25 protein-coding genes are annotated in these 21,998 nt (G+C 71.2%); 12 read left to right on the forward strand and 13 right to left on the reverse strand.

All coding sequences use genetic code 11. The annotated features are described in order from the left end of the window. Position 1 precedes the first annotated feature (1 nt). Positions 2–1,462 carry a MocR-like transcription factor YczR gene (gene yczR, locus AC1DXT_RS12990; protein WP_477061733.1) on the reverse strand — a complete coding sequence of 487 codons (1,461 nt, stop codon included), beginning with the start codon at positions 1,460–1,462 and terminating at the stop codon, positions 2–4. Positions 1,463–1,525: 63 nt separating this feature from the next. Between yczR and AC1DXT_RS12995 the strand changes: the two genes are divergently transcribed. Both AC1DXT_RS12995 and yczE read left to right on the forward strand, forming a co-directional pair. After that, a complete protein-coding gene (locus AC1DXT_RS12995) occupies positions 1,526–1,660 on the forward strand; it encodes a hypothetical protein (protein WP_477061734.1) in 135 nt (44 codons plus the stop codon). Beyond that, positions 1,657–2,328, forward strand: coding sequence for a membrane protein YczE (yczE, locus tag AC1DXT_RS13000; protein ID WP_477061735.1), 672 nt, complete (start codon positions 1,657–1,659; stop codon positions 2,326–2,328). The genes AC1DXT_RS12995 and yczE overlap by 4 nt, the downstream gene beginning before the upstream one ends. Before the next feature lie 42 nt (positions 2,329–2,370). Here yczE and AC1DXT_RS13005 read toward each other — a convergent pair whose 3' ends face one another. Together AC1DXT_RS13005 and AC1DXT_RS13010 are read right to left on the reverse strand one after the other, a co-directional pair. After that, positions 2,371–3,381, reverse strand: coding sequence for an aldo/keto reductase family protein (locus AC1DXT_RS13005; RefSeq protein ID WP_477061736.1), 1,011 nt, complete (start codon positions 3,379–3,381; stop codon positions 2,371–2,373). A 21-nt stretch (positions 3,382–3,402) separates the two neighbouring features. Further along, entirely contained in the window at positions 3,403–3,981 is a 579-nt protein-coding gene (locus tag AC1DXT_RS13010; protein ID WP_477061737.1) for a DUF3043 domain-containing protein, read from the reverse strand. Positions 3,982–4,007: 26 nt separating this feature from the next. Here AC1DXT_RS13010 and AC1DXT_RS13015 point away from each other — a divergent pair, with 26 nt between their 5' ends. Further along, positions 4,008–5,393 carry a M20/M25/M40 family metallo-hydrolase gene (locus AC1DXT_RS13015; RefSeq protein ID WP_477061905.1) on the forward strand — a complete coding sequence of 462 codons (1,386 nt, stop codon included), beginning with the start codon at positions 4,008–4,010 and terminating at the stop codon, positions 5,391–5,393. A 3-nt stretch (positions 5,394–5,396) separates the two neighbouring features. Here AC1DXT_RS13015 and AC1DXT_RS13020 read toward each other — a convergent pair whose 3' ends face one another. The 3 genes from AC1DXT_RS13020 to nadA are packed head-to-tail and all read right to left on the reverse strand — an operon-like array spanning position 5,397 to position 7,775. Continuing rightward, positions 5,397–5,933 carry an acyl-CoA thioesterase gene (locus AC1DXT_RS13020; RefSeq protein WP_477061738.1) on the reverse strand — a complete coding sequence of 179 codons (537 nt, stop codon included), beginning with the start codon at positions 5,931–5,933 and terminating at the stop codon, positions 5,397–5,399. 49 nt (positions 5,934–5,982) lie between these two features. Beyond that, positions 5,983–6,582 carry a DJ-1/PfpI family protein gene (locus AC1DXT_RS13025; protein WP_477061739.1) on the reverse strand — a complete coding sequence of 200 codons (600 nt, stop codon included), beginning with the start codon at positions 6,580–6,582 and terminating at the stop codon, positions 5,983–5,985. Positions 6,583–6,584: 2 nt separating this feature from the next. Further along, positions 6,585–7,775, reverse strand: coding sequence for a quinolinate synthase NadA (gene nadA, locus AC1DXT_RS13030; protein WP_477061740.1), 1,191 nt, complete (start codon positions 7,773–7,775; stop codon positions 6,585–6,587). A 54-nt stretch (positions 7,776–7,829) separates the two neighbouring features. On the opposite strand from nadA, the gene AC1DXT_RS13035 reads away from it, so the two are divergent. After that, on the forward strand, positions 7,830–9,020 hold the full coding sequence (locus AC1DXT_RS13035) for a glycerate kinase family protein (protein ID WP_477061741.1): 1,191 nt from the start codon (positions 7,830–7,832) through the stop codon (positions 9,018–9,020). 112 nt (positions 9,021–9,132) lie between these two features. Beyond that, complete coding sequence (gene erpA, locus AC1DXT_RS13040; RefSeq protein ID WP_056090589.1) at positions 9,133–9,495, forward strand: iron-sulfur cluster insertion protein ErpA; 363 nt, start codon at positions 9,133–9,135, stop codon at positions 9,493–9,495. 48 nt (positions 9,496–9,543) lie between these two features. Here erpA and AC1DXT_RS13045 read toward each other — a convergent pair whose 3' ends face one another. Together AC1DXT_RS13045 and AC1DXT_RS13050 are read right to left on the reverse strand one after the other, a co-directional pair. Next, the gene (locus AC1DXT_RS13045; protein WP_477061906.1) at positions 9,544–9,762 is read right to left on the reverse strand and encodes a sulfurtransferase TusA family protein; all 219 of its coding nucleotides are present in this window, start codon (positions 9,760–9,762) and stop codon (positions 9,544–9,546) included. Beyond that, entirely contained in the window at positions 9,762–10,955 is a 1,194-nt protein-coding gene (locus AC1DXT_RS13050; RefSeq protein WP_477061742.1) for a cysteine desulfurase family protein, read from the reverse strand. Before AC1DXT_RS13050 ends, AC1DXT_RS13045 begins: the two co-directional genes overlap by 1 nt. A gap of 248 nt (positions 10,956–11,203) precedes the next feature. Between AC1DXT_RS13050 and ctaC the strand changes: the two genes are divergently transcribed. From ctaC to AC1DXT_RS13075, 5 genes are all read left to right on the forward strand, one after another. Next, positions 11,204–12,085 (forward strand): aa3-type cytochrome oxidase subunit II, encoded by an 882-nt coding sequence (gene ctaC, locus AC1DXT_RS13055; RefSeq protein WP_477061907.1) that lies wholly within the window; start codon positions 11,204–11,206, stop codon positions 12,083–12,085. After that, on the forward strand, positions 12,085–13,893 hold the full coding sequence (gene ctaD / locus AC1DXT_RS13060) for an aa3-type cytochrome oxidase subunit I (protein WP_057210931.1): 1,809 nt from the start codon (positions 12,085–12,087) through the stop codon (positions 13,891–13,893). Before ctaC ends, ctaD begins: the two co-directional genes overlap by 1 nt. Further along, a complete protein-coding gene (locus AC1DXT_RS13065) occupies positions 13,890–14,288 on the forward strand; it encodes a cytochrome c oxidase subunit 4 (RefSeq protein WP_477061743.1) in 399 nt (132 codons plus the stop codon). The genes ctaD and AC1DXT_RS13065 overlap by 4 nt, the downstream gene beginning before the upstream one ends. Positions 14,289–14,357: 69 nt before the next feature. After that, entirely contained in the window at positions 14,358–14,756 is a 399-nt protein-coding gene (locus AC1DXT_RS13070) for an META domain-containing protein (protein ID WP_477061744.1), read from the forward strand. Further along, on the forward strand, positions 14,753–15,139 hold the full coding sequence (locus tag AC1DXT_RS13075) for an META domain-containing protein (protein WP_421741214.1): 387 nt from the start codon (positions 14,753–14,755) through the stop codon (positions 15,137–15,139). The genes AC1DXT_RS13070 and AC1DXT_RS13075 overlap by 4 nt, the downstream gene beginning before the upstream one ends. A 61-nt stretch (positions 15,140–15,200) precedes the next feature. Here the strand turns inward: AC1DXT_RS13075 and AC1DXT_RS13080 are convergent, their stop codons facing one another. The 5 genes from AC1DXT_RS13080 to ctaE all read right to left on the reverse strand — a co-directional run bounded on the left by AC1DXT_RS13080 (position 15,201) and on the right by ctaE (position 20,219). Next, positions 15,201–15,827, reverse strand: coding sequence for a superoxide dismutase (locus AC1DXT_RS13080; protein ID WP_421734079.1), 627 nt, complete (start codon positions 15,825–15,827; stop codon positions 15,201–15,203). A 122-nt stretch (positions 15,828–15,949) separates the two neighbouring features. Continuing rightward, positions 15,950–17,686, reverse strand: a complete 1,737-nt coding sequence (gene qcrB, locus AC1DXT_RS13085) for a cytochrome bc1 complex cytochrome b subunit (RefSeq protein WP_477061745.1) — start codon at positions 17,684–17,686, stop codon at positions 15,950–15,952. Further along, positions 17,683–18,720, reverse strand: coding sequence for a cytochrome bc1 complex Rieske iron-sulfur subunit (gene qcrA, locus AC1DXT_RS13090; protein ID WP_477061746.1), 1,038 nt, complete (start codon positions 18,718–18,720; stop codon positions 17,683–17,685). The genes qcrB and qcrA overlap by 4 nt, the downstream gene beginning before the upstream one ends. Further along, on the reverse strand, positions 18,717–19,502 hold the full coding sequence (qcrC, locus tag AC1DXT_RS13095) for a cytochrome bc1 complex diheme cytochrome c subunit (RefSeq protein WP_477061747.1): 786 nt from the start codon (positions 19,500–19,502) through the stop codon (positions 18,717–18,719). The genes qcrA and qcrC overlap by 4 nt, the downstream gene beginning before the upstream one ends. Positions 19,503–19,571: 69 nt before the next feature. Beyond that, positions 19,572–20,219 carry an aa3-type cytochrome oxidase subunit III gene (ctaE, locus tag AC1DXT_RS13100; protein WP_477061748.1) on the reverse strand — a complete coding sequence of 216 codons (648 nt, stop codon included), beginning with the start codon at positions 20,217–20,219 and terminating at the stop codon, positions 19,572–19,574. Positions 20,220–20,509: 290 nt separating this feature from the next. On the opposite strand from ctaE, the gene AC1DXT_RS13105 reads away from it, so the two are divergent. Both AC1DXT_RS13105 and trpD read left to right on the forward strand, forming a co-directional pair. Next, positions 20,510–20,935, forward strand: coding sequence for a hypothetical protein (locus AC1DXT_RS13105; protein ID WP_477061749.1), 426 nt, complete (start codon positions 20,510–20,512; stop codon positions 20,933–20,935). Further along, positions 20,932–21,981, forward strand: a complete 1,050-nt coding sequence (gene trpD, locus AC1DXT_RS13110) for an anthranilate phosphoribosyltransferase (RefSeq protein ID WP_477061750.1) — start codon at positions 20,932–20,934, stop codon at positions 21,979–21,981. The genes AC1DXT_RS13105 and trpD overlap by 4 nt, the downstream gene beginning before the upstream one ends. The last annotated feature ends 17 nt before the right edge of the window (positions 21,982–21,998 follow it).

Here is a 21,998-nt window from a genome sequence, read left to right on the forward strand (position 1 = left end):
TTCACACCATCGCGTGGACCCGAGCGGGTCCCGCGACCGGCTCGGTCACGCCCAGCCCCGCCCACGCGTCGGCGAGCCCGGCCACCGCGCGCCGCAGGTCGTCGGCCGACGCGCTGAACGGCAGCCGCAGGTTCCGCTCGAAGCTGCCGTCCACCCCGAACGCGGTTCCGGGCACCACCCGCACCCCGTGCCGGGTGGAGATCGCGGCGAGCGCGCTCGACACCGGTGCACCGAGGTCGGCCCAGAGCGACAGGCCACCCGCGGGGATCTCGAACTGCCACGACGGCAGCTGGTCCAGCAGCAGGCCGACGAGCAGGTCTCGGCGCTCCCGCAGGGCGTCCCGTCGTCGGGCGAGCAGGTCGTCCGAGTGCGCGAGGAGCTCGGTGACCACCAGCTGCTCGAGCGCAGGTGTCCCGATGTCGACGTGCGCCCGGGACGCCGCGAGGCGGGCGACCAGGTCGGGGTGCGCCCGGACCCAGCCGACGCGGAGGCCGCCCCAGAAGCTCTTCGAGGCCGAGCCGACCGAGACCACGTAGGCGGCGGCGGTCCCGTCGCCCGCGAACGACCCGGGCGTCGGGCCGTCCATCGTCAGCTCCGCCAGCACCTCGTCGCCGATGATCGCCGTGCGGTACCGGCGCGCGAGCGCGCGCACCCGGGCACGGTCCTCGTCGCTCAGGCTCGTGCCTGTGGGGTTGCGGTGGGTGGGGATCAGGTAGACCAGCCGCGGCGCCACCTGACGCAGGGTCGACTCGAGCAGGTCGATGTCGAGGCCGGTCTCGCCGGAGGGCACCGGCACCGGTCGGGCGCCCGCGGCCCGCACCACGTCGATCGCGTGGGGGTAGGTGGGGTGCTCGACGACCACCCGGTCCCCGGGACCGGCGTGCGCGTTGACCAGGAGATGGATGGCCTGCTGGGCGCCGGTGGTCACCAGCAGCTGGTCGGGCGTCGTCGGCGTGCCGCGCTGCGTGTACCAGCGCGCGATCGCCTCCCGCAGGACAAGCAGCCCCTGGGGCGAGTAGCCGGTGCCGGCCATGTGGCGGGGGAGCGCGTCGAGAGCGGCCAGGTACGCGCCGTGCAGCGACGACGGGGCCGACGGTGCCGCCATCGCGAGGTCGACGATCCCCGGCTCGTCCCTGACGGACTCCGCCATGGAGACGCGAGCGCCCGGGCCGGACGGCAGGGTGGTGACCGTGCCCGAGCCTCGGCGGCTCACCAGGTAGCCCTCGTCGCGGAGCAGGCCGTAGGTGGCGGTGGTCGTCGTGCGGGACACACCCGCGGCGTCGGCGAGCTCGCGTTCGCTGGGTAGCCGGGTGCTCAGCGGCACCGTGCCGGACAGGATCGCGGCGCGCACGGCGTCCGCCAGCGCCAGGTACGCCGGCCCGGGACGCTGCCACGCACCGAGCACGGCGCCGAGGCGGTGGCCACTGATCCGCCGGTCGGCGGGCAAGTCGGAGATTGTCACGAGGCCACTATGGCAGAAGTGGCTATGGAAAGAATAGCCAAGAGTGGCCCAGCATTGCCGACCATGAGCATGTGGATACCCGTCCTGCTGATCCTCGCGAGCCTCGTCGTCGCACTCGCCCACGTCGTCCGACAGGACGGCTTGGGGCACCGGCCACCGCCGGCGTCGCACGCCCACTGGTTCGAGCAGCGCCCGTGAGCGCCCGCGACGAGCGCACGTATGCTCGCGCGGTGCCGACGTGGACCGCTCCCGACGCGCGTCCCGTGCGTCGAGGCGTGCAGCTGCTCGCCGGTCTCGTCCTCTATGCCCTGTCGATCGCGATGCTCGTCGACGCCGGCCTGGGCAGCATGCCGTGGGACGTCCTCACCCAGGGGATCGTCCGCCACACCGACCTGTCGTTCGGCACGGTGACGCTGCTGGTCGGCCTGGTCGTCCTCGCGTGCTGGATCCCGCTGCGGCAGCGCCCCGGGATCGGCACGGTCGCGAACGTGGTGGTCATCAGCGTGCTCGTGGACCCGTTCCTGACCCTGCTCGGGGGCCTGCACGACGCGATGGGCGTCCGCATCGCGCTCGCGGTCGGCGGCATCGTGCTCAACGGGCTGGCGACCGGCCTGTACGTCGGTGCCCGCCTCGGTCCCGGACCGCGCGACGGCCTGATGACCGGGCTCGTGCGCCGGACCGGGCGGTCCGTGCGGCTGGTCCGGACGAGCATCGAGGTCGCCGTCGTCGCGGTCGGCTGGGTGCTGGGCGGGACGGTCGGGTTCGCGACGCTGGCCTACGCGCTCGCGATCGGCCCGCTCGTGCACGTGTTCCTGGCGTGGCTCACCGTGGCCGAGGTCCGGGTCGAGGAGCCGGTCGCGGTGTGAGCGGGAGCCGGCCCCGGACAGAGTCCGGGGCCGGCTCGCCGGTCAGCGGGCGGGCGGTGCGTTCCTCGCGGTCTCGGCAGGGTCGGAGACCACCGAGTCGCCCAGGATCGTGTCGATCCGCGCCAGCAGCTCCGCCGGGATGGTCACCCCGGACGCCTTGACGTTCTCGGTGACCTGCTCCGGGCGCGACGCGCCGATGATCGCGGCGGCGACGTTCTCGTTCTGCAGCACCCACGCCACGGCCAGCTGCGCCAGCGACAGGCCGAGCTCGTCGGCCACGGGCGTGAGGTCCTGCACCCGCTGCAGCACGTCCGGCTTCTCCAGGAAGCGCCCGATCATCCGGGCCCCGCCCTTGTCGTCGGTCGCCCGCGACCCGGCGGGCGGTGCCTGACCCGGCTTGTACTTGCCGGTGAGCACGCCCTGGGCGACGGGGGACCAGACGATCTGGGAGACGCCGAGCTCGGCCGACGTGGGGACGACCTCGCCCTCGATGACCCGCCACAGCGCGGAGTACTGCGGCTGGTTCGAGATGAGCTGGACGCCGAGGTCCTTGGCCAGCGCGTGCCCGGCGCGGATCTGCGGGGCGGTCCACTCCGAGACGCCGATGTACAGGGCCTTGCCGGCGCGCACGACGTCGGCGAACGCCTGCATCGTCTCCTCGAGCGGCGTCGACTCGTCGTACCGGTGTGCCTGGTAGAGGTCCACGTAGTCGGTCTGGAGGCGCTGCAGGGAGCCGTCGATCGACTCGAGGATGTGCTTGCGCGACAGCCCGCTGTCGTTGGCGCCGCCGGGGCCGGTGGGCCAGTAGACCTTGGTGAAGATCTCGAGCGACTGGCGCCGCTCGCCCTTCAGCGCCTCGCCGAGGACGGTCTCGGCCTTGGTGTTGGCGTAGACGTCGGCGGTGTCGAAGCTGGTGATGCCCGCGTCGAGCGCGGCGCGCACACAGGCCTTCGCGGTGTCGTTCTCCACCTGCGAGCCGTGCGTGAGCCAGTTGCCGTAGGTGATCTCGGTGATCTTCAGGCCGGAACGGCCCAGGTAGCGGTAGGAAACCATGGCCGCCACCCTACGGCGGCGTCAGGCGGGTCGCTGCCCGTGCTTGACCTGCGGCTTGGGCATGCGCGACGGGCGGATCTGGAACGCCCGCAGGACGCCGTACATCGCCGCGCCGCGGGGGATCTGCTCGATCCCGAACTTGGCGATCAGCCGCTTCTTCACGCTGCGCCACATCAGCCAGCCGTCGATGACCGCCGCGATGATGTAGATGTACAGGGCCAGGATCGCGAACACCGCGAAGCCGGTCTTGGCGAGCGCGAACTGGATGACGAGGAACACCGCCGCCACCGGCAGGAAGAACTCGCCGAGGTTCCAGCGGGCGTCGACGGCGTCGCGGATGTACCGGCGCACGGGCCCGCGGTCCTTGAGCGGCATGTTGCGCTCGTCGCCGGTCTGCATCGCGCGGTACTCGATGTCGCGCTGTGCCTTGGCCTGCTCGCGGCCGGCCTTCTTGGTGGTCGGAGCCACCAGCGGGCGCTTGTTCGCGGCCTCGGAGACCTTGCGCTTCGGTGTCGGGCGGCCCTTGCCCGCGTCCGAGGGCGGGGTGCTCTCCGTCAGGGCGGGAGTCACGGGCTGGGGGTCGTTGCTGCGTCCGAACACCCCGCCAGGGTAGTCGAGTAGCGTGCCTGTCCGTGACCGACGCCTCCCCCCTCTCCTCCGTCCTCCCCGGCGACCGCACGGACGCCCTGCGGTCCAGGACCGCCTCCGCGTTCGGCGCACTGCGCGCCGACCTCGAGGACCTCGTCCGGATCCCGAGCGTGTCCAACGCCGAGTTCGACCAGGCGCACGTCGCGGCGAGCGCGGACGCCGTCGTGGCGCTCCTGCGCGGCGCCGGCATCGACGACGTGCAGGTGCTCTCCGTCCCGGGTGGTGCGCCGGCGGTCGTCGGCCGCCGACCCGCCCCCGAGGGCGCACCGACCGTCCTGCTGTACGCGCACCACGACGTCCAGCCGCCCGGCGACGACGCCGACTGGGACAGCCCGCCGTTCGAGCCGACCGAGCGCGGCGGACGGCTGTTCGGCCGGGGCGCCGCCGACGACAAGGCCGGTGTCATCGCGCACGTCGGCGCGCTGCGCGTGCTCGGCGACGAGCTCGGCGTGGGCGTGACCGTCTTCATCGAGGGCGAGGAGGAGATCGGTTCGCCGACCTTCGCCGGCTTCCTGCACACCTACCGCGACCTGCTCGAGGCGGACGTCATCGTCGTCGCCGACTCGTCCAACTGGGCCGTCGGGGTGCCGGGCCTGACCACGTCGCTGCGCGGTCTGGTCGACTGCGTCGTCGAGGTCGCCGTGCTCGAGCACGCCATCCACTCCGGGATGTTCGGCGGCCCGGTCCTCGACGCGCCGACCCTGCTCGCCCGCCTGATCACGACCCTGCACGACGACGACGGCAACGTCGCGGTCGAGGGCCTCGTGCACGCCCCCGACCCCTCGGTCGACTACGACGAGGCGGCGTTCCGCGCCGACACCAGCCTGCTGGACGGGGTCCGGCTGGCGGGCACCGGACCGATCACCGCCCGGCTGTGGACGCGTCCGGCGATCGGCGTCATCGGCTTCGACGCCCCCCGCGTCGCCAGCGCGTCGAACACCATCACCCCACGGGCGTCGGCCAAGCTCTCGGTCCGCATCGCTCCGGGGCAGGACCCGTCGGAGGCGATGGCTGCCCTGCGTGCCCACCTGGAGGGTCATGCCCCGTTCGGTGCACGGGTCACCGTGACCGACGGCGAGCAGGGCAAGCCGTTCCAGGCGCCGGCCGACTCCAGCGCGATGCAGGCCGCGCGCTGGGCGTTCGCGCAGTCGTGGGGGACCGAGCCCGTGGACATCGGCGTGGGCGGGTCCATCCCGTTCATCGCCGACCTGCTGGACGTCTACCCGGACGCGGCGATCCTGGTCACCGGCGTCGAGGACCCCGACTCCCGCGCCCACGGCGCCAACGAGTCGGTGCACCTGGGGGAGCTGGAGAAGGTCGTGCTGGCCGAGGCGCTGCTGCTGGAGCGGCTCGCGGCCGGCTGAGCGTCAGGCGGTCTCGCGGTGGGCGACGCCGACGGCCTCGGCCCACGCCTGCACCTCCGCGGGGAGCTCGGGCGAGGGGCCGTCGTGCGTGCCCAGCAGGTCGATGACGTCCGGGGCCGGCACGCGGGACCCGTCCCGGGCGAGGAACCGGCCGGCGATCACGCCGCGGGCCACATGCTCGCCCCGGCGGGTGAAGGTCTGCTCGAGGTACGCGCAGCGAGGGTCCCAGCCGAGCAGCCGGGTGCTGATCTCGAAGCGCTGGCCCAGCGTGAGGGAGCGGCGGTAGGAGATGGTCGACGACGCGACGACGGGGTACCAGCCGCGGTTGTTGAGCAGCGGGAACGCGCCGAGGTCGGCGAGGAAGTTGCTGCGTGCCACGTCCATCATCTGCAGGTAGACGCCGTTGTTCACGTGCCGGTAGAAGTCGAGGTCGCCCAGGCGCACCCGCAGGCGCGTGAGGGAGGGGTCGAACAGACCCTGCCCGGGGATGGCACGGCGGGGGCGGGTCGTGGCCAGGGCGAGCTGGATCATCCGGGTCATCCGCCGGATGTTACCCGCGGGTAGGTACGACGGGAACGGTAGGTCCCGGTCAGACCGGCGGCTCGGGGTCGTACTGGATCTCGCGGCGCACGGCGCGCGCGACGTCGACCGACTCGAGCCGGGCGACCAGGTGCAGGGCCATGTCGATCCCCGCGGACACGCCTGCCGAGGTGACCACGTCACCGTCGTCGACGAACCGGGCCTCGGTGTCCAGCAGCACGCTGGGGTCGATCACGGCGAGCTCGTCGAACGCGCTCCAGTGCGTGGTCGCCGGGCGGCCCGAGAGCAGGCCCGCGGCCGCGTACACGAGCGCTCCGGTGCAGACGCTGGCCATCAGGGCAGTGGTGGCACGCGTCGCGCGCACCCAGTCGAGATGAGCGGCGTCGCGCAGCAGCGCACGAGTGCCGAAGCCTCCCGGGTACACCAGGACGTGCAGGGGGCCGACGTCGTCCGCGCCGGTGTCCGGGACGAGCCGCAGTCCCTTGGCGCAGCGGATCCCGCTGCCGTCCCGCGAGAAGGTCACCACCTCGGGCCGCAGCTCGGAGACGTTCGCCCAGGCGGACAGGACCTCGTACGGCCCGACGACGTCCAGCTCCTCGGCGTCGTCGAACACGAAGATGCCCACCCGCAGGTGGTGCCCCGTCGGCATGCTCAGTAGCCCGGCAGCGCGAGCATCTGGTCGAGTGCCACGCGTGCCCAGTGCGCGTCGTCGGCGTCCACGACGATCCGGTTGACCGGCCGGCCCGCCACCAGCGACTCCATCGCCCACACCAGGTGCGGCAGGTCGATGCGGTTCATGGTCGAGCAGAAGCAGACCGTGGAGTCGAGGTAGTGGATGTTCTTGTCCGGGTGCGCGGCGGCGAGCCGGCGCACCAGGTTGAGCTCGGTGCCGACGGCCCAGGAGCTGCCCGGCGCGGCGGCGTCGAGCGCCTTGACGATGTACTCGGTCGAGCCCACCAGGTCCGCCGCGAGGACCACCTCGTGCTGGCACTCGGGGTGCACGATCACGGTGACGTCGGGCACCGCCGCCCGCATGTCGGTGACGTTCCGGACCGAGAACCGGCCGTGCACCGAGCAGTGGCCGCGCCACAGGATCATCCGCGCGTCGCGCAGCTGCTGGGTGGTCAGACCGCCGCCCGGCTTGCGCGGGTCGAACACGACGCAGTCGTCGAGCGACAGGCCCAGCTGCTGGACCGCGGTGTTGCGGCCGAGGTGCTGGTCGGGCATGAACAGCACCTTGCCGGTGCCGGCCACGCCGCCGACCTTGTCGAACGCCCAGCGCAGAGCGACGTGCGCGTTGGACGACGTGCAGATCGTCCCGCCGTGGCGGCCGGTGAACGCCTTGATCGACGCCGCGGAGTTCATGTAGGTCACGGGCACGGTCGACTCGGCGACGCCGGCGTCGATCAGCACGTCCCACGCGTCCTCGACCTGGTCGATGGCCGCCATGTCCGCCATGGAGCAGCCCGCCGCGAGGTCCGGGAGGATCACCTGCTGCTGGTCGGACGTGAGGATGTCGGCGGACTCGGCCATGAAGTGCACGCCGCAGAAGATGATGAACTCGGCCTCGGGCCGGGCCGCGGCCTCGCGCGCGAGCTTGAAGGAGTCGCCGGTGACGTCGGCGAACTCGATGACCTCGTCGCGCTGGTAGTGGTGCCCGAGGACGAAGGCGCGGCTGCCGAGGGCCGCACGGGCCGCGCGGGCGCGCTCGACCAGGTCGGGGTCGCTCGGTGCGGGCAGGCCGCCGACGCACTCGACGCCACGTTCGGAGTCGAGGTCGACGCCGCGTCCCAGCAGCAGGAGGGCCGACGGAGCCGGCTCGGAGAAGGTGCTCACGCTCACGTCGCGATCTTCCCACACGGTGACGGTGCGTTCGCGGTCGGCCGCCGTGCCACGATGCACGGCGTGCGCGTGCTCATCGCCCCCGACAGCTTCGGCTCGAGCCTCACGGCCGACGAGGCCGCCCAGGCCATCGCCGGGGCGTGGCGATCGACGGCGCCGCGCGACGAGGTCACGGTGTGCCCGCTGTCGGACGGCGGACCGGGGTTCGTCGCGGTCCTGCACGCGTCCCTCGGCGGCGAGCTGGTCGCGGTGACCGTGACCTCGCCGGTCGGTGTGCCGGTGCCCGCCGTGATCCTGCGGGTGGGGACGACGGTCTACCTCGAGTCCGCTCAGGCGATCGGCCTGCCGCTGGTGCCGGCCGAGCTCCGCGACCCGACGCGCACCTCGAGCCGCGGCGCCGGTGAGCTGGTGGCAGCCGCGCTCGACCTCGGGGCCCGCCGCGTCGTCGTCGGTCTCGGCGGCTCCGCGACCAACGACGGCGGAGCGGGCGCCCTCGTCGGGCTCGCCCGCGCCCTCGGCCTCGACGGGCCCGGCGACCTGCTGGACTCCGGGGGCGGGTCGCTCGGGTCGGTGACGCCGGACGACCTGGCCGGGCTGCGCGACCTGCGCGCCCGGCTGCGCGGCGTCGAGCTGGTGGTGGCGACGGACGTCGACGTCCCGCTGCTCGGACTGCACGGTGCGAGCGCCGGCTTCGCCCCGCAGAAGGGTGCGACGCCGGAGCAGGCGCAAGACCTGGAGCGCGCGCTCGGACACTTCGCGCACGCCGCGACAGCCGCCCTGGGGGATGCGGTCCGCCCCGACCTGCTCGCCGGCGCGCGTGCCACCTCGGCGACCTCACGTCTGGCGGCGGCACCCGGCGCGGGGGCTGCGGGCGGGCTCGGGTTCGGGCTGGCGCTGCTCGGCGCGCGGCTGGTACCCGGTTCCGTGTTCGTCGCCGACGCCGTGGGGCTCGACACGCTCATCGCGGACCACGACGTCGTCGTCACCGGGGAAGGCCGCTTCGACTGGCAGTCCCTGCACGGGAAGGTCGCGTCCGAGGTGGCGTCGCGTGCGCTGGCCCACGCCGTCCCGACCGTCGTCGTCGCGGGGGAGGTGCTGGTCGGCCGCCGCGAGCTGTCGGCCGCGGGGATCACGGCCGCCTACGCGGTCGGTGAGAGCCCCGAGCAGGTCGCCGCCGCGCTGGCCGCGCCCGCGGAGACCCTCGCGGCCCGCGCGGCCCGCGTGGCGAGAACCTGGTCACGTTGAGCGGGATGTCGTCGTCGGGGTCGTACCCTGGAGGGGAACAACCTCGGGGCCGGCTCTGTTGCCAGAGGTTGACGCAACAGAAGTGCTGTCCAGCGAGCACCCAGGAGAGACCATGAGCGAGACCACCGCGACCGAGACCGCGACCGAGACGCACGGCGTCCTCCTCACCGACTTCGCCGCCTCGAAGGTCCGCAGCCTCCTCGAGCAGGAAGGCCGCGACGACCTCCGTCTCCGTGTCGCCGTCCAGCCCGGTGGCTGCTCCGGCCTGATCTACCAGCTGTACTTCGACGAGCGTGTCCTCGACGGCGACGTCGTCAAGGACTACGACGGTGTCGAGGTCGTCGTCGACCGCATGAGCGTCCCGTACCTCGAGGGCGCGACGATCGACTTCGCCGACTCGATCGAGAAGCAGGGCTTCACGATCGACAACCCGAACGCCGGCAGCGCCTGCGCGTGCGGCGGCTCGTTCAGCTGAGCTGAGCAACCGGCGACGGCCCGGATCCCCTCGGGGACCGGGCCGTCGTCATGCGTGCGTCCGCACGGTGAGCGTGTGGACGCCGTCGTGCTCGGTGGCGCCGACCATCGCGTGCCCGCGCATCCGCGCCCACGCGGGCACGTCGTGCACCGCGGCGGGATCCGTGGCGAGCACGGTGAGCTCCGAACCTGGTGGGGCGTCGGCCGCCGCACGGGCCAGCCGGATCACCGGCGCCGGGCAGCGCAGCCCGCGGGCGTCCACCGTGATCACAGGCCGCCGACCCCCCAGGCCTCCCGCACTCCGGCGACGATCCCCGGCAGCTCGGCGAGGAACCGCTCGACGTCCTCCTCCTGGGTGCCACGGGGGAGCGCCAGCCGGATGTTGCCGTGCGTCAGGGCGCCCATGGCCGCGAGCACGTGGCTCGGCTCGAGGGCGCTCGACGTGCAGGCGGACCCCGAACCGACCGCGAACCCGCGTGCGTCCAGCGCGGACAGCAACGCCTCGCCCTCGACGTAGAGGCACGAGAACGTGACGACGTGGGGCAGGCGATCGACCGGGTGCCCGACGACCTCGACGTCGGGGACCTCGGCGGCCACGCGCGTCCGGATCGTCTCCACGAGGAGGCGTCGGGAGGCGTCGTCGGCCGACCGCGTCGAGACGGCCACCTGCAGCGCGACCGCCGCGGCGAGCGCAGCGGGCACGCTCACGCCGCCGGGGAACCAGCGGTCCTCGTCCTCGGGCCAGTCGGGCGAGCGCCGGACCCCGGAGCGGGTCACCAGCACGCCGAGCCCCGCCGGGCCGCCCCAGTCGCCCGCGTCGGCGGCGAGCAGGTCCCAGGTGGCTCCGACGTCCACGTGACCCAGGCTGGCACCCGCGTCGACGAGGAGGGGCACACCCGCGGCACGGGCGGCGGCGTGCACCGCGTCGACGGGCTGGAGGGTGCCCACCTCACCGTTCGCGTGCTGCAGCGCGGCGAGCGCGACACCCGGCTGCGCGAGGGCGTCGCTGAACGCGTCGGCGTCGACCCGGCCGTCGCGGTCCACGCCGACCGTCACCCGGGCACCGACGAAGTCCGCGGCGTTCAGCACGGCCGCCCGCTCGACCGCACCGACGACGACCTGCGTCCCGGTGCGGCGCCGACCGCGGGCCACCGCTCGGACCGCCCCGTGCAGAGCGGCCGTGTGGGAGGGAGCGAGGTCGACCTCCTCGGTCCGCGCGCCGACCACGGAGGCGATCGCCTCGCGCGCGCCGTCGAGCAGCATGCGCGCGCGCCGGCCCTCAGCGTGCAGCCGTCGCGGATCGGCCCAGCCCTGGTCCAGCGCCTCGAGGAACGCGGTCCGGGCCTCCGGCAGCAGCGGCGCCCGGCCGCCGGCGTCGAGGACTGCCCGCCGGGCAGTGGCGTGCGTCACAGCGCCCGGTCCCGCGGACGTGTCGGGCTCGAGGTCGCGACTGCTGCTCACGGGGGCACCGTAACCCCGCGGAGGCGTGACCAGGCGCGGGACGACCGGCTTCCGGGTCGCAGGCGATCGTCGGACGCGGTGGAGGTCTCGCGGTGTGATGGTGCTGACACCGTGTCGCGAAAGGGTGTCGTCAGCACGAAAGGATGTGGTCGGCGCGCTAGGCTGCACGGGTCGAGGACGAAGGTCCCGGGTGGCTCCCTCCAGCAGTGCTCGAGGGCGTCGACGGGACGCGAGTGAGAGGTCCCCCGTTGCACCCGGACACCCCCCGTCGCACGCGGCGACCAGCCCTGTTGCTGGCCGGCCTGCTTGGCGTCGCCGCCGTCGTCCTCAGCGGTTGTTCCGCCGAGGTGCAGCGAGGCTTCCTGCCCGGCAGCTCGGACGCCGAGATCACCGATCAGACAGGCCGCATCGCCAACCTGTGGGTCGGGTCGTGGATCGCCGCCCTGATCGTCGGCCTGATCACCTGGGGCCTGATGCTCTGGTGCGTCGCGGTCTACCGGAAGCGCAAGGGTGACGACACCCTCCCCGTGCAGCTGCGGTACCACGTGCCGCTCGAGGTCATGTACGTGATCCTGCCGATCATCATGGTCGGGGTGCTCTTCTACTACACGAACCGGGACACCTCGGCGATCGTCGACACCTCCGCCGAGCCGGACCTCCACGTGCAGGTCATCGGCAAGCAGTGGAGCTGGGACTTCAACTACCTCGACGACGACGCGTTCGACACCGGTCAGCACGCGCAGAACGTCGGCTCCGCCGGCACCGGCGTGCTGAAGGACCAGGTCACCCTGTACCTCCCGGTCGACGAGCGGGTCGAGTTCACCCTCGACTCCCGCGACGTCATCCACTCGTTCTGGGTCCCCGCCTTCCTGTTCAAGATGGACATGATCCCGGGCAAGACGAACACGTTCCAGGTCACCCCCACCGAGGAGGGCACCTACCTGGGCAAGTGCGCCGAGCTCTGCGGCGAGTACCACTCGTCGATGCTGTTCAACGTGAAGGTCGTGACGCGCGAGGAGTACGACGCGCACATCGAGGAGCTCAAGGCCCAGGGTCAGGAAGGCTCGCTCGGTCTCGAGTACAGCCGCCAGCAGGACCTGGACAGCGCTCCGAAGGAAGGCGAGAACTGATGGCCGCCGTCGCGGAGCACATCCCCGGCCTGGCGCCGTCGCGCCAGACCCTCGGGCGCACGGTGATCAAGTGGATCACCTCGACCGACCACAAGACCATCGGGTACCTGTACCTGATCACGTCGTTCGTCTGGTTCGCCATCGGCGGCATCCTGGCGCTGCTCATCCGCGCCGAGCTGTTCGCGCCCGGCATGGACATCTTCCAGTCGCGCGAGCAGTACAACCAGGCGTTCACCATGCACGGCACGATCATGCTGCTGCTGTTCGCGACGCCCCTGTTCGCGGGCTTCGCCAACGTGATCATGCCGCTGCAGATCGGCGCGCCCGACGTCGCGTTCCCGCGGCTCAACATGCTCGCGTACTGGATGTTCTTCTTCGGCGGAACGATCGCCGGCGCCGGGTTCTTCACGCCGCAGGGCGCGGCCTCGTTCGGGTGGTTCGCGTACGCACCGCTCTCGAACACCGTGTACTCGCCGGGACTCGGTGGTGACCTCTGGGTCTTCGGCCTCGCGTTCGCCGGCTTCGGCACCATCCTCGGTGCCGTCAACTTCATCACCACGATCGTCACCATGCGCGCGCCCGGCATGACGATGTTCCGGATGCCGATCTTCACCTGGAACACCCTGGTGACGTCGCTCCTGGTACTCATGGCGTTCCCGCCGCTGGCCGCCGCGCTGTTCGCCCTCGGTGCCGACCGCCGCCTCGGCGCGCAGGTGTTCAACCCCGAGAACGGTGGGGCCATCCTCTGGCAACACCTGTTCTGGTTCTTCGGGCACCCCGAGGTCTACATCATCGCGCTGCCGTTCTTCGGCATCGTCACCGAGATCCTGCCGGTGTTCAGCCGCAAGCCGATCTTCGGCTACAAGGGTCTGGTCTACGCGACGATCGCGATCGCCGCCCTGTCCGTGACCGTGTGGGCCCACCACATGTACGTGACGGGCTCGGTGCTCCTGCCGTTCTTCGCCTTCATGACGATGCTCATCGCGGTGCCGACCGGTGTGAAGTTCTTCAACTGGATCGGCACGATGTGGCGCGGCAAGCTCACGTTCGAGACGCCGATGCTCTGGACCATCGGCTTCCTCGTCACGTTCCTCTTTGGTGGTCTGACCGGCGTCATCCTGTCCAGCCCCGCGCTCGACTTCTCGCTCTCGGACTCGTACTTCGTGGTCGCGCACTTCCACTACGTCGTGTTCGGCACCGTGGTGTTCGCCATGTTCGCGGGCTTCTACTTCTGGTGGCCCAAGATGACGGGCCGGATGCTCGACGAGAAGCTGGGCAAGATCCACTTCTGGATGCTGTTCATCGGCTTCCACACGACGTTCCTCATCCAGCACTGGCTGGGCGTCAAGGGCATGCCGCGTCGGTACGCGGACTACTCACCGGACGACGGCTTCACGTGGATGAACCAGCTGTCGACCGTCGGTGCGGTCATCCTCGCCGCCTCGACGCTGCCGTTCCTCTGGAACGTCTACACGACCTGGCGCAACGCCCCGCTGGTCACGGTCGACGACCCCTGGGGGTACGGCGCGTCGCTCGAGTGGGCCACCAGCTGCCCGCCGCCGCGGCACAACTTCACGTCGCTGCCGCGGATCCGCTCCGAGCGCCCCGCCTTCGACCTGCACCACCCCGAGGTCGCCGCCATGGACCACGTCGAGCCCAACCCGGGCCCGCTGGACTGGGAGGCCGACAGGCGTGGCGAGAGCGAGGTCGCGACCGACCGCGTGGTGAACGACAAGGGTGAGCAGGAGCAGTCGTCCGCGACCATCGTCGACGACCGGCCGCGCACCGACGAGGAGGGCACCCGATGAAGCTCGAGACCAAGCTCTTCCTCTACGGGGTGCTGTTCTTCGTCCCCGTCGGGCTGATCTACGCCGCGTGGAGCAAGGGCGAGCCGGTCGGCACCGTGGGCATCCCGCTCGTCGGCGGCCTGGTGGGCATGATCGGCGCCTACTTCGCGCTCCTGTCCCGCCGCATCGACGACCGCCCGGAGGACGACCCGCTCGGCGAGATCGAGCAGGGCGCCGGCGACCAGGGTGTGTTCAGCCCGTGGAGCTGGTGGCCGCTGGTGCTCGGCGTGTCCGGCGCGCTCACGTTCGCCGGCCTCGCGGTCGGCTGGTGGCTCTCGTACATCGGCATCGCGTTCGGCGTCATCGGCCTGGTCGGCTGGGTGTTCGAGTTCTCCCGCGGCCAGCACGCGCACTGATCTGCCCCCGGAAAGGCCCTCACCGCCAGTGGGGGCCTTTCCTGCGCGTGCTGCGCTAGCGTCGGCGGTATGAGGCATTCGCGTAGACCTGCGGCCCGTTTCCTCGTGCTCGTCGTCGTCGCTGGGGGTGCGCTCGCGGGATGTGCGAGCAGCTCCGGCTCGGGTGCCGAGCTCTCGGGGACCGACGTCGAGGGGAAGTGGACGCAGACGGACTCCAAGCCACCGGTCTACCTCGAGCTCGCCGAAGACGGCGGTCTCACCGGCAGTGACGGCTGCAACCAGCTCACGGGGTCCTGGGAGGTCGACGGGACCGGGGTCGACTTCGGGGACCTGGGAGCGACGATGATGGCCTGTGAGGACGTCGACACGTGGCTCTCGGGTGCCGCGTCGGCGACCGTCGACGGCGACGAGATGACGATCCTCGGCGACGGCGGCAAGGAGATCGGGACGCTGGAGAAGTCTGAGTGAACCGATCCCGGGCGACCGCGTCGATCATCGCCGTCACGCTCGCGGGTGCGGCGCTGGCGGCCTGTGCCGACGGCTCCGCGGGCAGCGCTCCTGTCGAGGACGTCGCAGGCGTGTGGGGCATGCAGGACACCGAGGGGATCGCCTCGCTCGAGCTGGCCGAGGACGGCACCGCCACCGGCACCGACGGGTGCAACCGGATGGTCGGGACCTGGGAGCAGAACGACACCCAGGTGGCGTTCGGGGAGTGGGCCACGACACGGATGGCCTGCCAGAGCGTCGACACCTGGCTGTCCCTGGCGGTGAAGGCGACGCTCGAGGGCGAGAACCTCGTCTTCGTCGACGAGAACGGCATCGAGATCGGCACGCTCCAGCCAAACTCCTGAACGACACGGCTGAGGGCCACCTCCGCGGACGGGGGCGGCCCTCAGCCGTTGCTGCAGGTCGTCAGACGGCGACGATGAGCCCCGCGGTCTGGGTGCGCGCGCGGTCGAACCGCGCGGCGGCGTCAGCCCAGTTCACGATGTTCCACCACGCCTTGACATAGTCCGCCTTGACGTTGACGTAGTCGAGGTAGAACGCGTGCTCCCACATGTCGAGGACGACGACGGGGACCAGGCCGAGGGCGATGTTGCTCTGCTGGTCGTACAGCTGCACGATCACGAGCTTCTGACCGATCGAGTCCCACGCGAGGATCGACCAGCCCGACCCCTGGATGCCGAGGGCGTTGGCGGCGAAGTGCTTCTGGAACGCCTCGAACGAGCCGAAGAACTCGTCGACCGCGGCGCCCAGCTCCCCGGTGGGCTTGTCGCCGCCGTCGGGGGAGAGGTTCTGCCAGAACACGGAGTGGTTGACGTGACCACCGAGGTTGAACGCGAGGTTCTTCTCGTGCAGGTTCACGGCGGCGAAGTCGTCGGCCGCGCGGGCGGCGGCGAGCTTCTCCAGCGCGGTGTTGGCGCCGGTCACGTACGCGGCGTGGTGCTTGTCATGGTGCAGCTCCATGATCCGGCCCGAGATGTGCGGCTCGAGGGCCGCGTAGTCGTAGGGCAGATCCGGAAGCGAGTAGTCAGCCATGCGTGAGTACACCTCTCCTGCGTCGGTCTGGGACCGCATGCCGCGGTCCGCTCTGTACAGAGGAACGGGCGGCCCGCCGTTACGGCGAGCCGCCCGACTCCACGGTCAACTCTTGCTCAGGATCAGCGATTCCGCCCGTCGGGCGTCGTCTCATCCTGCGGATCCACCAGGTGCTGCCCGCCACCGACGGCACCGGTCAGGGCGGCCGGTGCGTGCTCGTCGGCCGGACCCACGGCGTCGTGCTCGCCGTGCGAGTGCGACGCGGCCAGCTCGGCGGGCGTGACGGGCTCGATGCGGTCCTCGTAGAACGTCTGCGAGAGGCGCTGGCGCATCCGGTCGAGCGCGTAGCCCTTGCGCCGCACGCCGCGGGAGTCCTCGGCCGGCTCGATCTCCAGCGGACGGATGGCGTCGTGCTGCACCCGCAGCCAGCGCTCGTGGGCGTCCAGCGGCTTGTGCACCTCGATGTACTCACCGTTGGCGAACCGGACGATGCGGCCGGTCTCGTGACCGTGCAGGACGAGCTCGCGGTCCTTGCGCTGCAGGCCGAGGCAGATCCGCTTGGTCACCCAGAACGCGAACGCCGGCCCGACGAAGATCAGCACGCGGAACACCCACGTGATGTCGTTGATCGACAGGCGGAAGTGCGTCGCGATCAGGTCGTTGGACCCGGCCAGCACGAGGATGAAGAACGCGGTCAGCAGCGAGACGCCGAACGCCGTCCGGAACGGTCGGTTGCGCGGGCGGTCGAGCACGTGGTGCTCGCGCTTGTCACCGGTCGCGAACGCCTCGATGAACGGGTACGCGGCCAGCAGCGTGAACAGGATGCCCGGCACCACCATGGCCGGGATCAGCACGTTGAGCGACACCGTGAACCCGAGCACGACGAACTCGGTGAACCCTGGCATCAGACGCAGGGATCCCTCGAGGAACAGCATGTACCAGTCGGGTTGGGCTCCCGCGGACACCGGTGAGGGGTCGTACGGGCCGTAGTTCCAGACGGGGTTGATCGACATCGTCGCCGCCATCAGCGCGATGACGCCGAACACGGTGAAGAAGTAGCCGCCGGCCTTCGCCACGTAGATCGGGAACAGCGGGTAGCCGACGACGTTCTTGTCCGACCGCCCCGAGCCCGGGTACTGCGTGTGCTTGTGCAGGACGACGAAGAACAGGTGCAGGCCGATGAGCGCCAGGATGATCCCGGGCACCAGCAGGATGTGCACCGTGAACAGGCGGGGGATGAGCGCCTGGCCGGGGAACTCGCCGCCGAACAGGAAGTACGACGTGTAGCTGCCGATGATCGGGATGGACCGGACCACACCGTCGGTGATGCGCAGGCCGTTGCCGGAGAGCACGTCGTCCGGGAGCGAGTACCCGGAGAAGCCGGCTGCCAGGCCGAGGATGAGCAGCGTGAAGCCGACCACCCAGTTGACCTCGCGCGGCTTGCGGAACGCCCCGGTGAAGAACACGCGCATCATGTGCGTGACGATCGCGGCCATGAAGATCAGGGCGGCCCAGTGGTGGATCTGCCGCATGAGCAGGCCACCGCGCACCTCGAACGAGAGGCGCAACGTCGAGGCGAACGCCTCGGACATCTGGACGCCCTGCATCGCCTCCCACGGCCCGTCGTAGTGCACCTCGTTCATGCTGGGCACGAAGAAGAGCGTGAGGAAGACGCCGGAGATCAGGATCGTGATGAAGCTGAACAGCGCGATCTCGCCCAGCAGGAACGACCAGTGGTCGGGGAAGATCTTGCGCGCGAACGTCTTGACGAACGTGCCGACGCCGGTGCGCTGGTCCAGGTAGTCCGCAGTTCCCGCGGCAAGCTTTTCGACCGGGGTCGGGGTGGCTGTGGTCGTCACTTGAGACGCTCCCAGTAGCTCGGGCCGACGGGCTCCGTGAAGTCGCTCTGCGCGATCAGGTAGCCCTCGTCGTCGACGGTGATCGGCAGCTGCGGCAGAGGCCGCTTCGCCGGTCCGAACACGACCTTCGCTCCGTTGGCCACGTCGAACGTCGACTGGTGGCACGGGCACAGGAGGTGGTGGGTCTGCTGCTCGTACAGCGCGACCGGACAACCCACGTGGGTGCAGATCTTGGAGTAGGCAACGATCCCGTCGTAGGACCAGCCCTTGCGGTCCTCGGCCTCGTTCAGGTCGGCCGGGTCGAGCCGGACCAGCAGGACGACGGCCTTGGCCTTCTCGTCCAGCGGGTGCTCCGCCTCGTCGAGGTCCTCGGGGATGACGTGGAACACCGAGCCGATGGTCACGTCCGCGGCCTTGATGGGCCGGCCGGTCGGGTCCGTCGCGAGCTTGGTGCCCTTCTTCCACATCGTGTGCCGGAACTTCGAGACGTTCCAGTCACCACCGACGTTGCCGACGATGGGCACGATGATCGCCAGCGGGAACAGGGCGAGCGCCGAGATCATGGCGCCCTGGAGCACGCCGCGCCGACCGATGGCCGAGTCCGCAGCGCCGTCCTTGAGGGCGGTGACCGCGCCGGCCCGGTTCTCGTCGGAGCTGCGCTGGACGTGCCGCTCCTCGGACTTCTCGTGGTCGTTCATGAGCGCCTTGGCCCAGTGGACGGCGGCGAGGCCGATGCCCAGCAGGGACAGGGCGAGACCGAGCCCGAGGGCCAGGTTCGAGCGCAGCATCGACTCCGGCGTCTCGCCCGGGGGGAGCGTGAAGTAGGCGACCAGGAAGCCGAGCGTGGCGAGCACGGAGACGGCGAAGAGCACGACGACCTGGCGCTCCGCCTTCTTGTTCGCCTTCGGGTCGTTGTCGCCCAGACGATCGTGGTGCGCCGGGTGACCCGGGTCCTCGAACTTGTCGGGCAGCGCGCCGGGCGCGTGCGTGACGAGCTCGTTGCCGGCCTCGTGGCCAGTGTCGTGGTTGCTCACGAGGACTTCGCTCCGATCCAGACTGCTGCGCCGATGAGCAGGCCCATGCCGACGACCCAGGCCCAGAGGCCCTCGCTCACCGGGCCGAGGGCGCCGAGGTCGAGCCCGCCGGGGGAGGTGCCGCCCTGCTGGTCGATGAACGCGATGATGTCGCGCTTCTCCTCGGGCGTGATGTTCGCGTCGTTGAACACGGGCATCGACTGCGGGCCGGTCAGCATGGCCTCGTACAGGTGGGTGGGCGTGGTCGCCCAGAGGTTCGGTGCGAACTTGCCCTGCGAGAGCGCGCCGCCCGCACCCACGGCGTTGTGGCACATCGCGCAGTTGGTGCGGAAGATCAGCATGCCGTTGGCGACGTCACCGAGGGCCGGGTCGACCTGCTCCGCGGTGGGGATGGCCGGACCGACACCCAGCGACGCGACGAACGCGGCGAGCTGGTTGATCTGCTCCTGGTCGAACTGCACGGGCTTGACCTGGGCCTGCGGCCCGTTCATCTGCATGGGCATGCGACCCGTGCCGACCTGGAAGTCGACAGCCGCGGCGCCCACGCCGATGAGGGACGGGCCGCTCTCCGTGCCGGACGCGGACGGTCCGTGGCAGGTGGCGCAGTTGGCCTGGAACAGCTTCTCGCCGGTCGCGATGTCGTTGGTGCTCGCCTTCACAGGCGCGGCATCGGCCGACGTCGGTGCCAGCACCGCGTACAGGCCACCGGTGAGCAGCAGCGCCAGCAGGAGCAGCACGATCGGCGCACGCCGATCCTGCCTGCGGGCTGCGAGTGCCTTCACGGATCGATCCTCGTCTCGCACGTGGGGGATGGGGGTCTGGGAGCGACGGGCCCGTGAGCCCGGCGCCGGCTACTTCAGGAGGTAGATCACCGCGAAGAGCGCGATCCACACGACGTCGACGAAGTGCCAGTAGTACGACGTGACGATCGCGGAGGTGGCCTCGTGGTGGCCGAACCGCTTGGCGCTGAACGAGCGACCGAGCAGGAAGAGGAAGGCGAGCAGGCCGCCGACGACGTGCAGACCGTGGAACCCGGTCGTCAGGTAGAAGACAGATCCGTACGGGCTCGACGCGATGGTCAGCCCCTCGTGCACCAGCTCGGCGTACTCGAAGATCTGGCCGCCGATGAAGAAGGCGCCCATGAGGTACGTCAGGGCCATCCACTCGTTCATGCCCCAGCGGTTCACCTGGAGCAGGGAGCCGGTGCGCACGGGCTGGAACCGCTCCGCGGCCCACACACCCATCTGGCACGTCACCGACGACAGGACCAGCACCGTGGTGTTGATCGCGGCGAAGGTGATGTTGAGCTTCGGGGTGTTCTCCGCCCAGGCCTCCGGCGCTGCGCCACGCAGCGTGAAGTACATGGCGAAGAGGCCGGCGAAGAACATGAGCTCGCTGGCCAGCCAGACGATCGTCCCTACCGACACGGGGTTCGGTCGGTTGACGCTCACGTGGGGGCTGGTGCGCGGGGCAGCCGTTGCGGTCGACACGATCGTCATTATGGCTGATGACGCCCCCGCATGGGACGTTAGGCCCTCAGCGTGGCCACAGGTAAATGTCACACCGTCAGGATCCGAGGAGTCGCGCGCGAGCCCACGGCCGGAGATCACGCGGATCTGGCGTGCGTCGACGGCCGCGCGCAGCGCCCTGGACGCGTCTCGACGCGCGGCGCGTCGTGGCCTCCGTGCTATGCGTCCCGGACGTGCTGTGGCGGGCCTGACCACCGAGGCGGGACCACCCGTGCCAGAATTCCGGACGGACGCACGTCGACGACGAGTGAGGGACTTCCATGAGCACGGCGCACCCCGACAACGCAGCCACCACCGGCCCGCGGATCCTCCTGTACAGCGACGACGTCGACGCCCGCGCGCAGGTGCGGCTCGCCGTCGGCCGGCGGCTCCGGCGCGGCGCGCCCGACATCGAGTGGGTCGAGGTGGCCACCGCCGCCGCAGTCATCGCGCAGACCGAGTCGGGTGGGCTGGACCTGCTGATCCTGGACGGCGAGGCGGACAAGGTGGGCGGCCTCGGCCTGGCGCGGCAGCTCAAGGACGAGATCTTCCGGTGCCCGCCGACCCTCGTGCTCACCGGTCGCCCGCAGGACGCGTGGCTGGCGTCCTGGTCGAACGCCGACGCCGTGGTCAGCCGGCCGCTCGACCCGGTCGAGCTGCACGGCGCGGTCGCGGCGATCGTCGAGGCGCAGGCCGTCATCCGATGACCGACGCCCCGACCTGGCCGGACCTGTTCGCGACGCTCACGGCCCGGCGGGACCTCACGATCGACCAGACGTCGTGGGCGATGTCCGAGATCATGAGCGGCGCGGCCTCGACCCCCAAGGTCGCCGCGTTCCTCATCGGTCTGAAGACCAAGGGCGAGTCGGTCGACGAGCTCACGGGCCTCGCCGACACGATGCTGGCGCACGCCGTCCGGATCGAGGTGCCCGGGCGCACGCTGGACATCGTCGGCACCGGCGGCGACCGATCGCACACCGTGAACATCTCGACCATGTCGGCCCTCGTCATCGCGGGGGCGGGCATCACCGTCGTCAAGCACGGCAACCGGGCGGCCTCGTCGTCGTCCGGGTCGGCCGACGTGCTCGAAGCGCTCGGCATCCGGCTCGACCACCCGCCGGCGCGCGTCGCCGAGCTCGCCACGGAGGTGGGGATCACCTTCTGCTTCGCGCAGGTGTTCCACCCGTCGTTCCGCCACACCGCGGCCGCGCGCACCGAGCTCGGCGTCGGCACGGCGTTCAACTTCCTCGGCCCGCTCACCAACCCGGCGCAGCCCGGATCCGCGGCGATCGGCGTGGCGGACGCACGGATGGCGCCGCTGATGGCGGGTGTCCTGGCCCAGCGCGGGGTCAGCGCGATGGTCTTCCGCGGGGAGGACGGTCTCGACGAGATCGCTCCGACGGGTCCCACCCGGCTGTGGGAGGTCCGCGGCGGCGACGTGACGGAGTCCGTCATCGACTGGGAGGCCGACCTCGGCGTGCCTCGCATCGCGCTCGACTCGTTGCGGGGCGCGAAGGCCGACTACAACGCCGACGTCGCGCGGCGTCTGCTCGGCGGGGAGACCGGCCCGGTGCGCGAGACCGTCGTGCTGAACACGGCCGCGGCGCTCGTCGCCGACGGCACGCTGCCCGGCACCGGCGTCGGGACGCTCGTGGAGCGTCTGGTCGCAGCGAGCGGGCACGCGCGGCAGTCGCTGGACAGCGGGGCTGCGGCGGACGTCCTGGCGCGCTGGAGGGCGGCGAGCGCGCGCTGAGCTAGTCCTCGTGCTGA

The organism is Cellulomonas sp. P1_G12_2, from assembly GCF_056405535.1.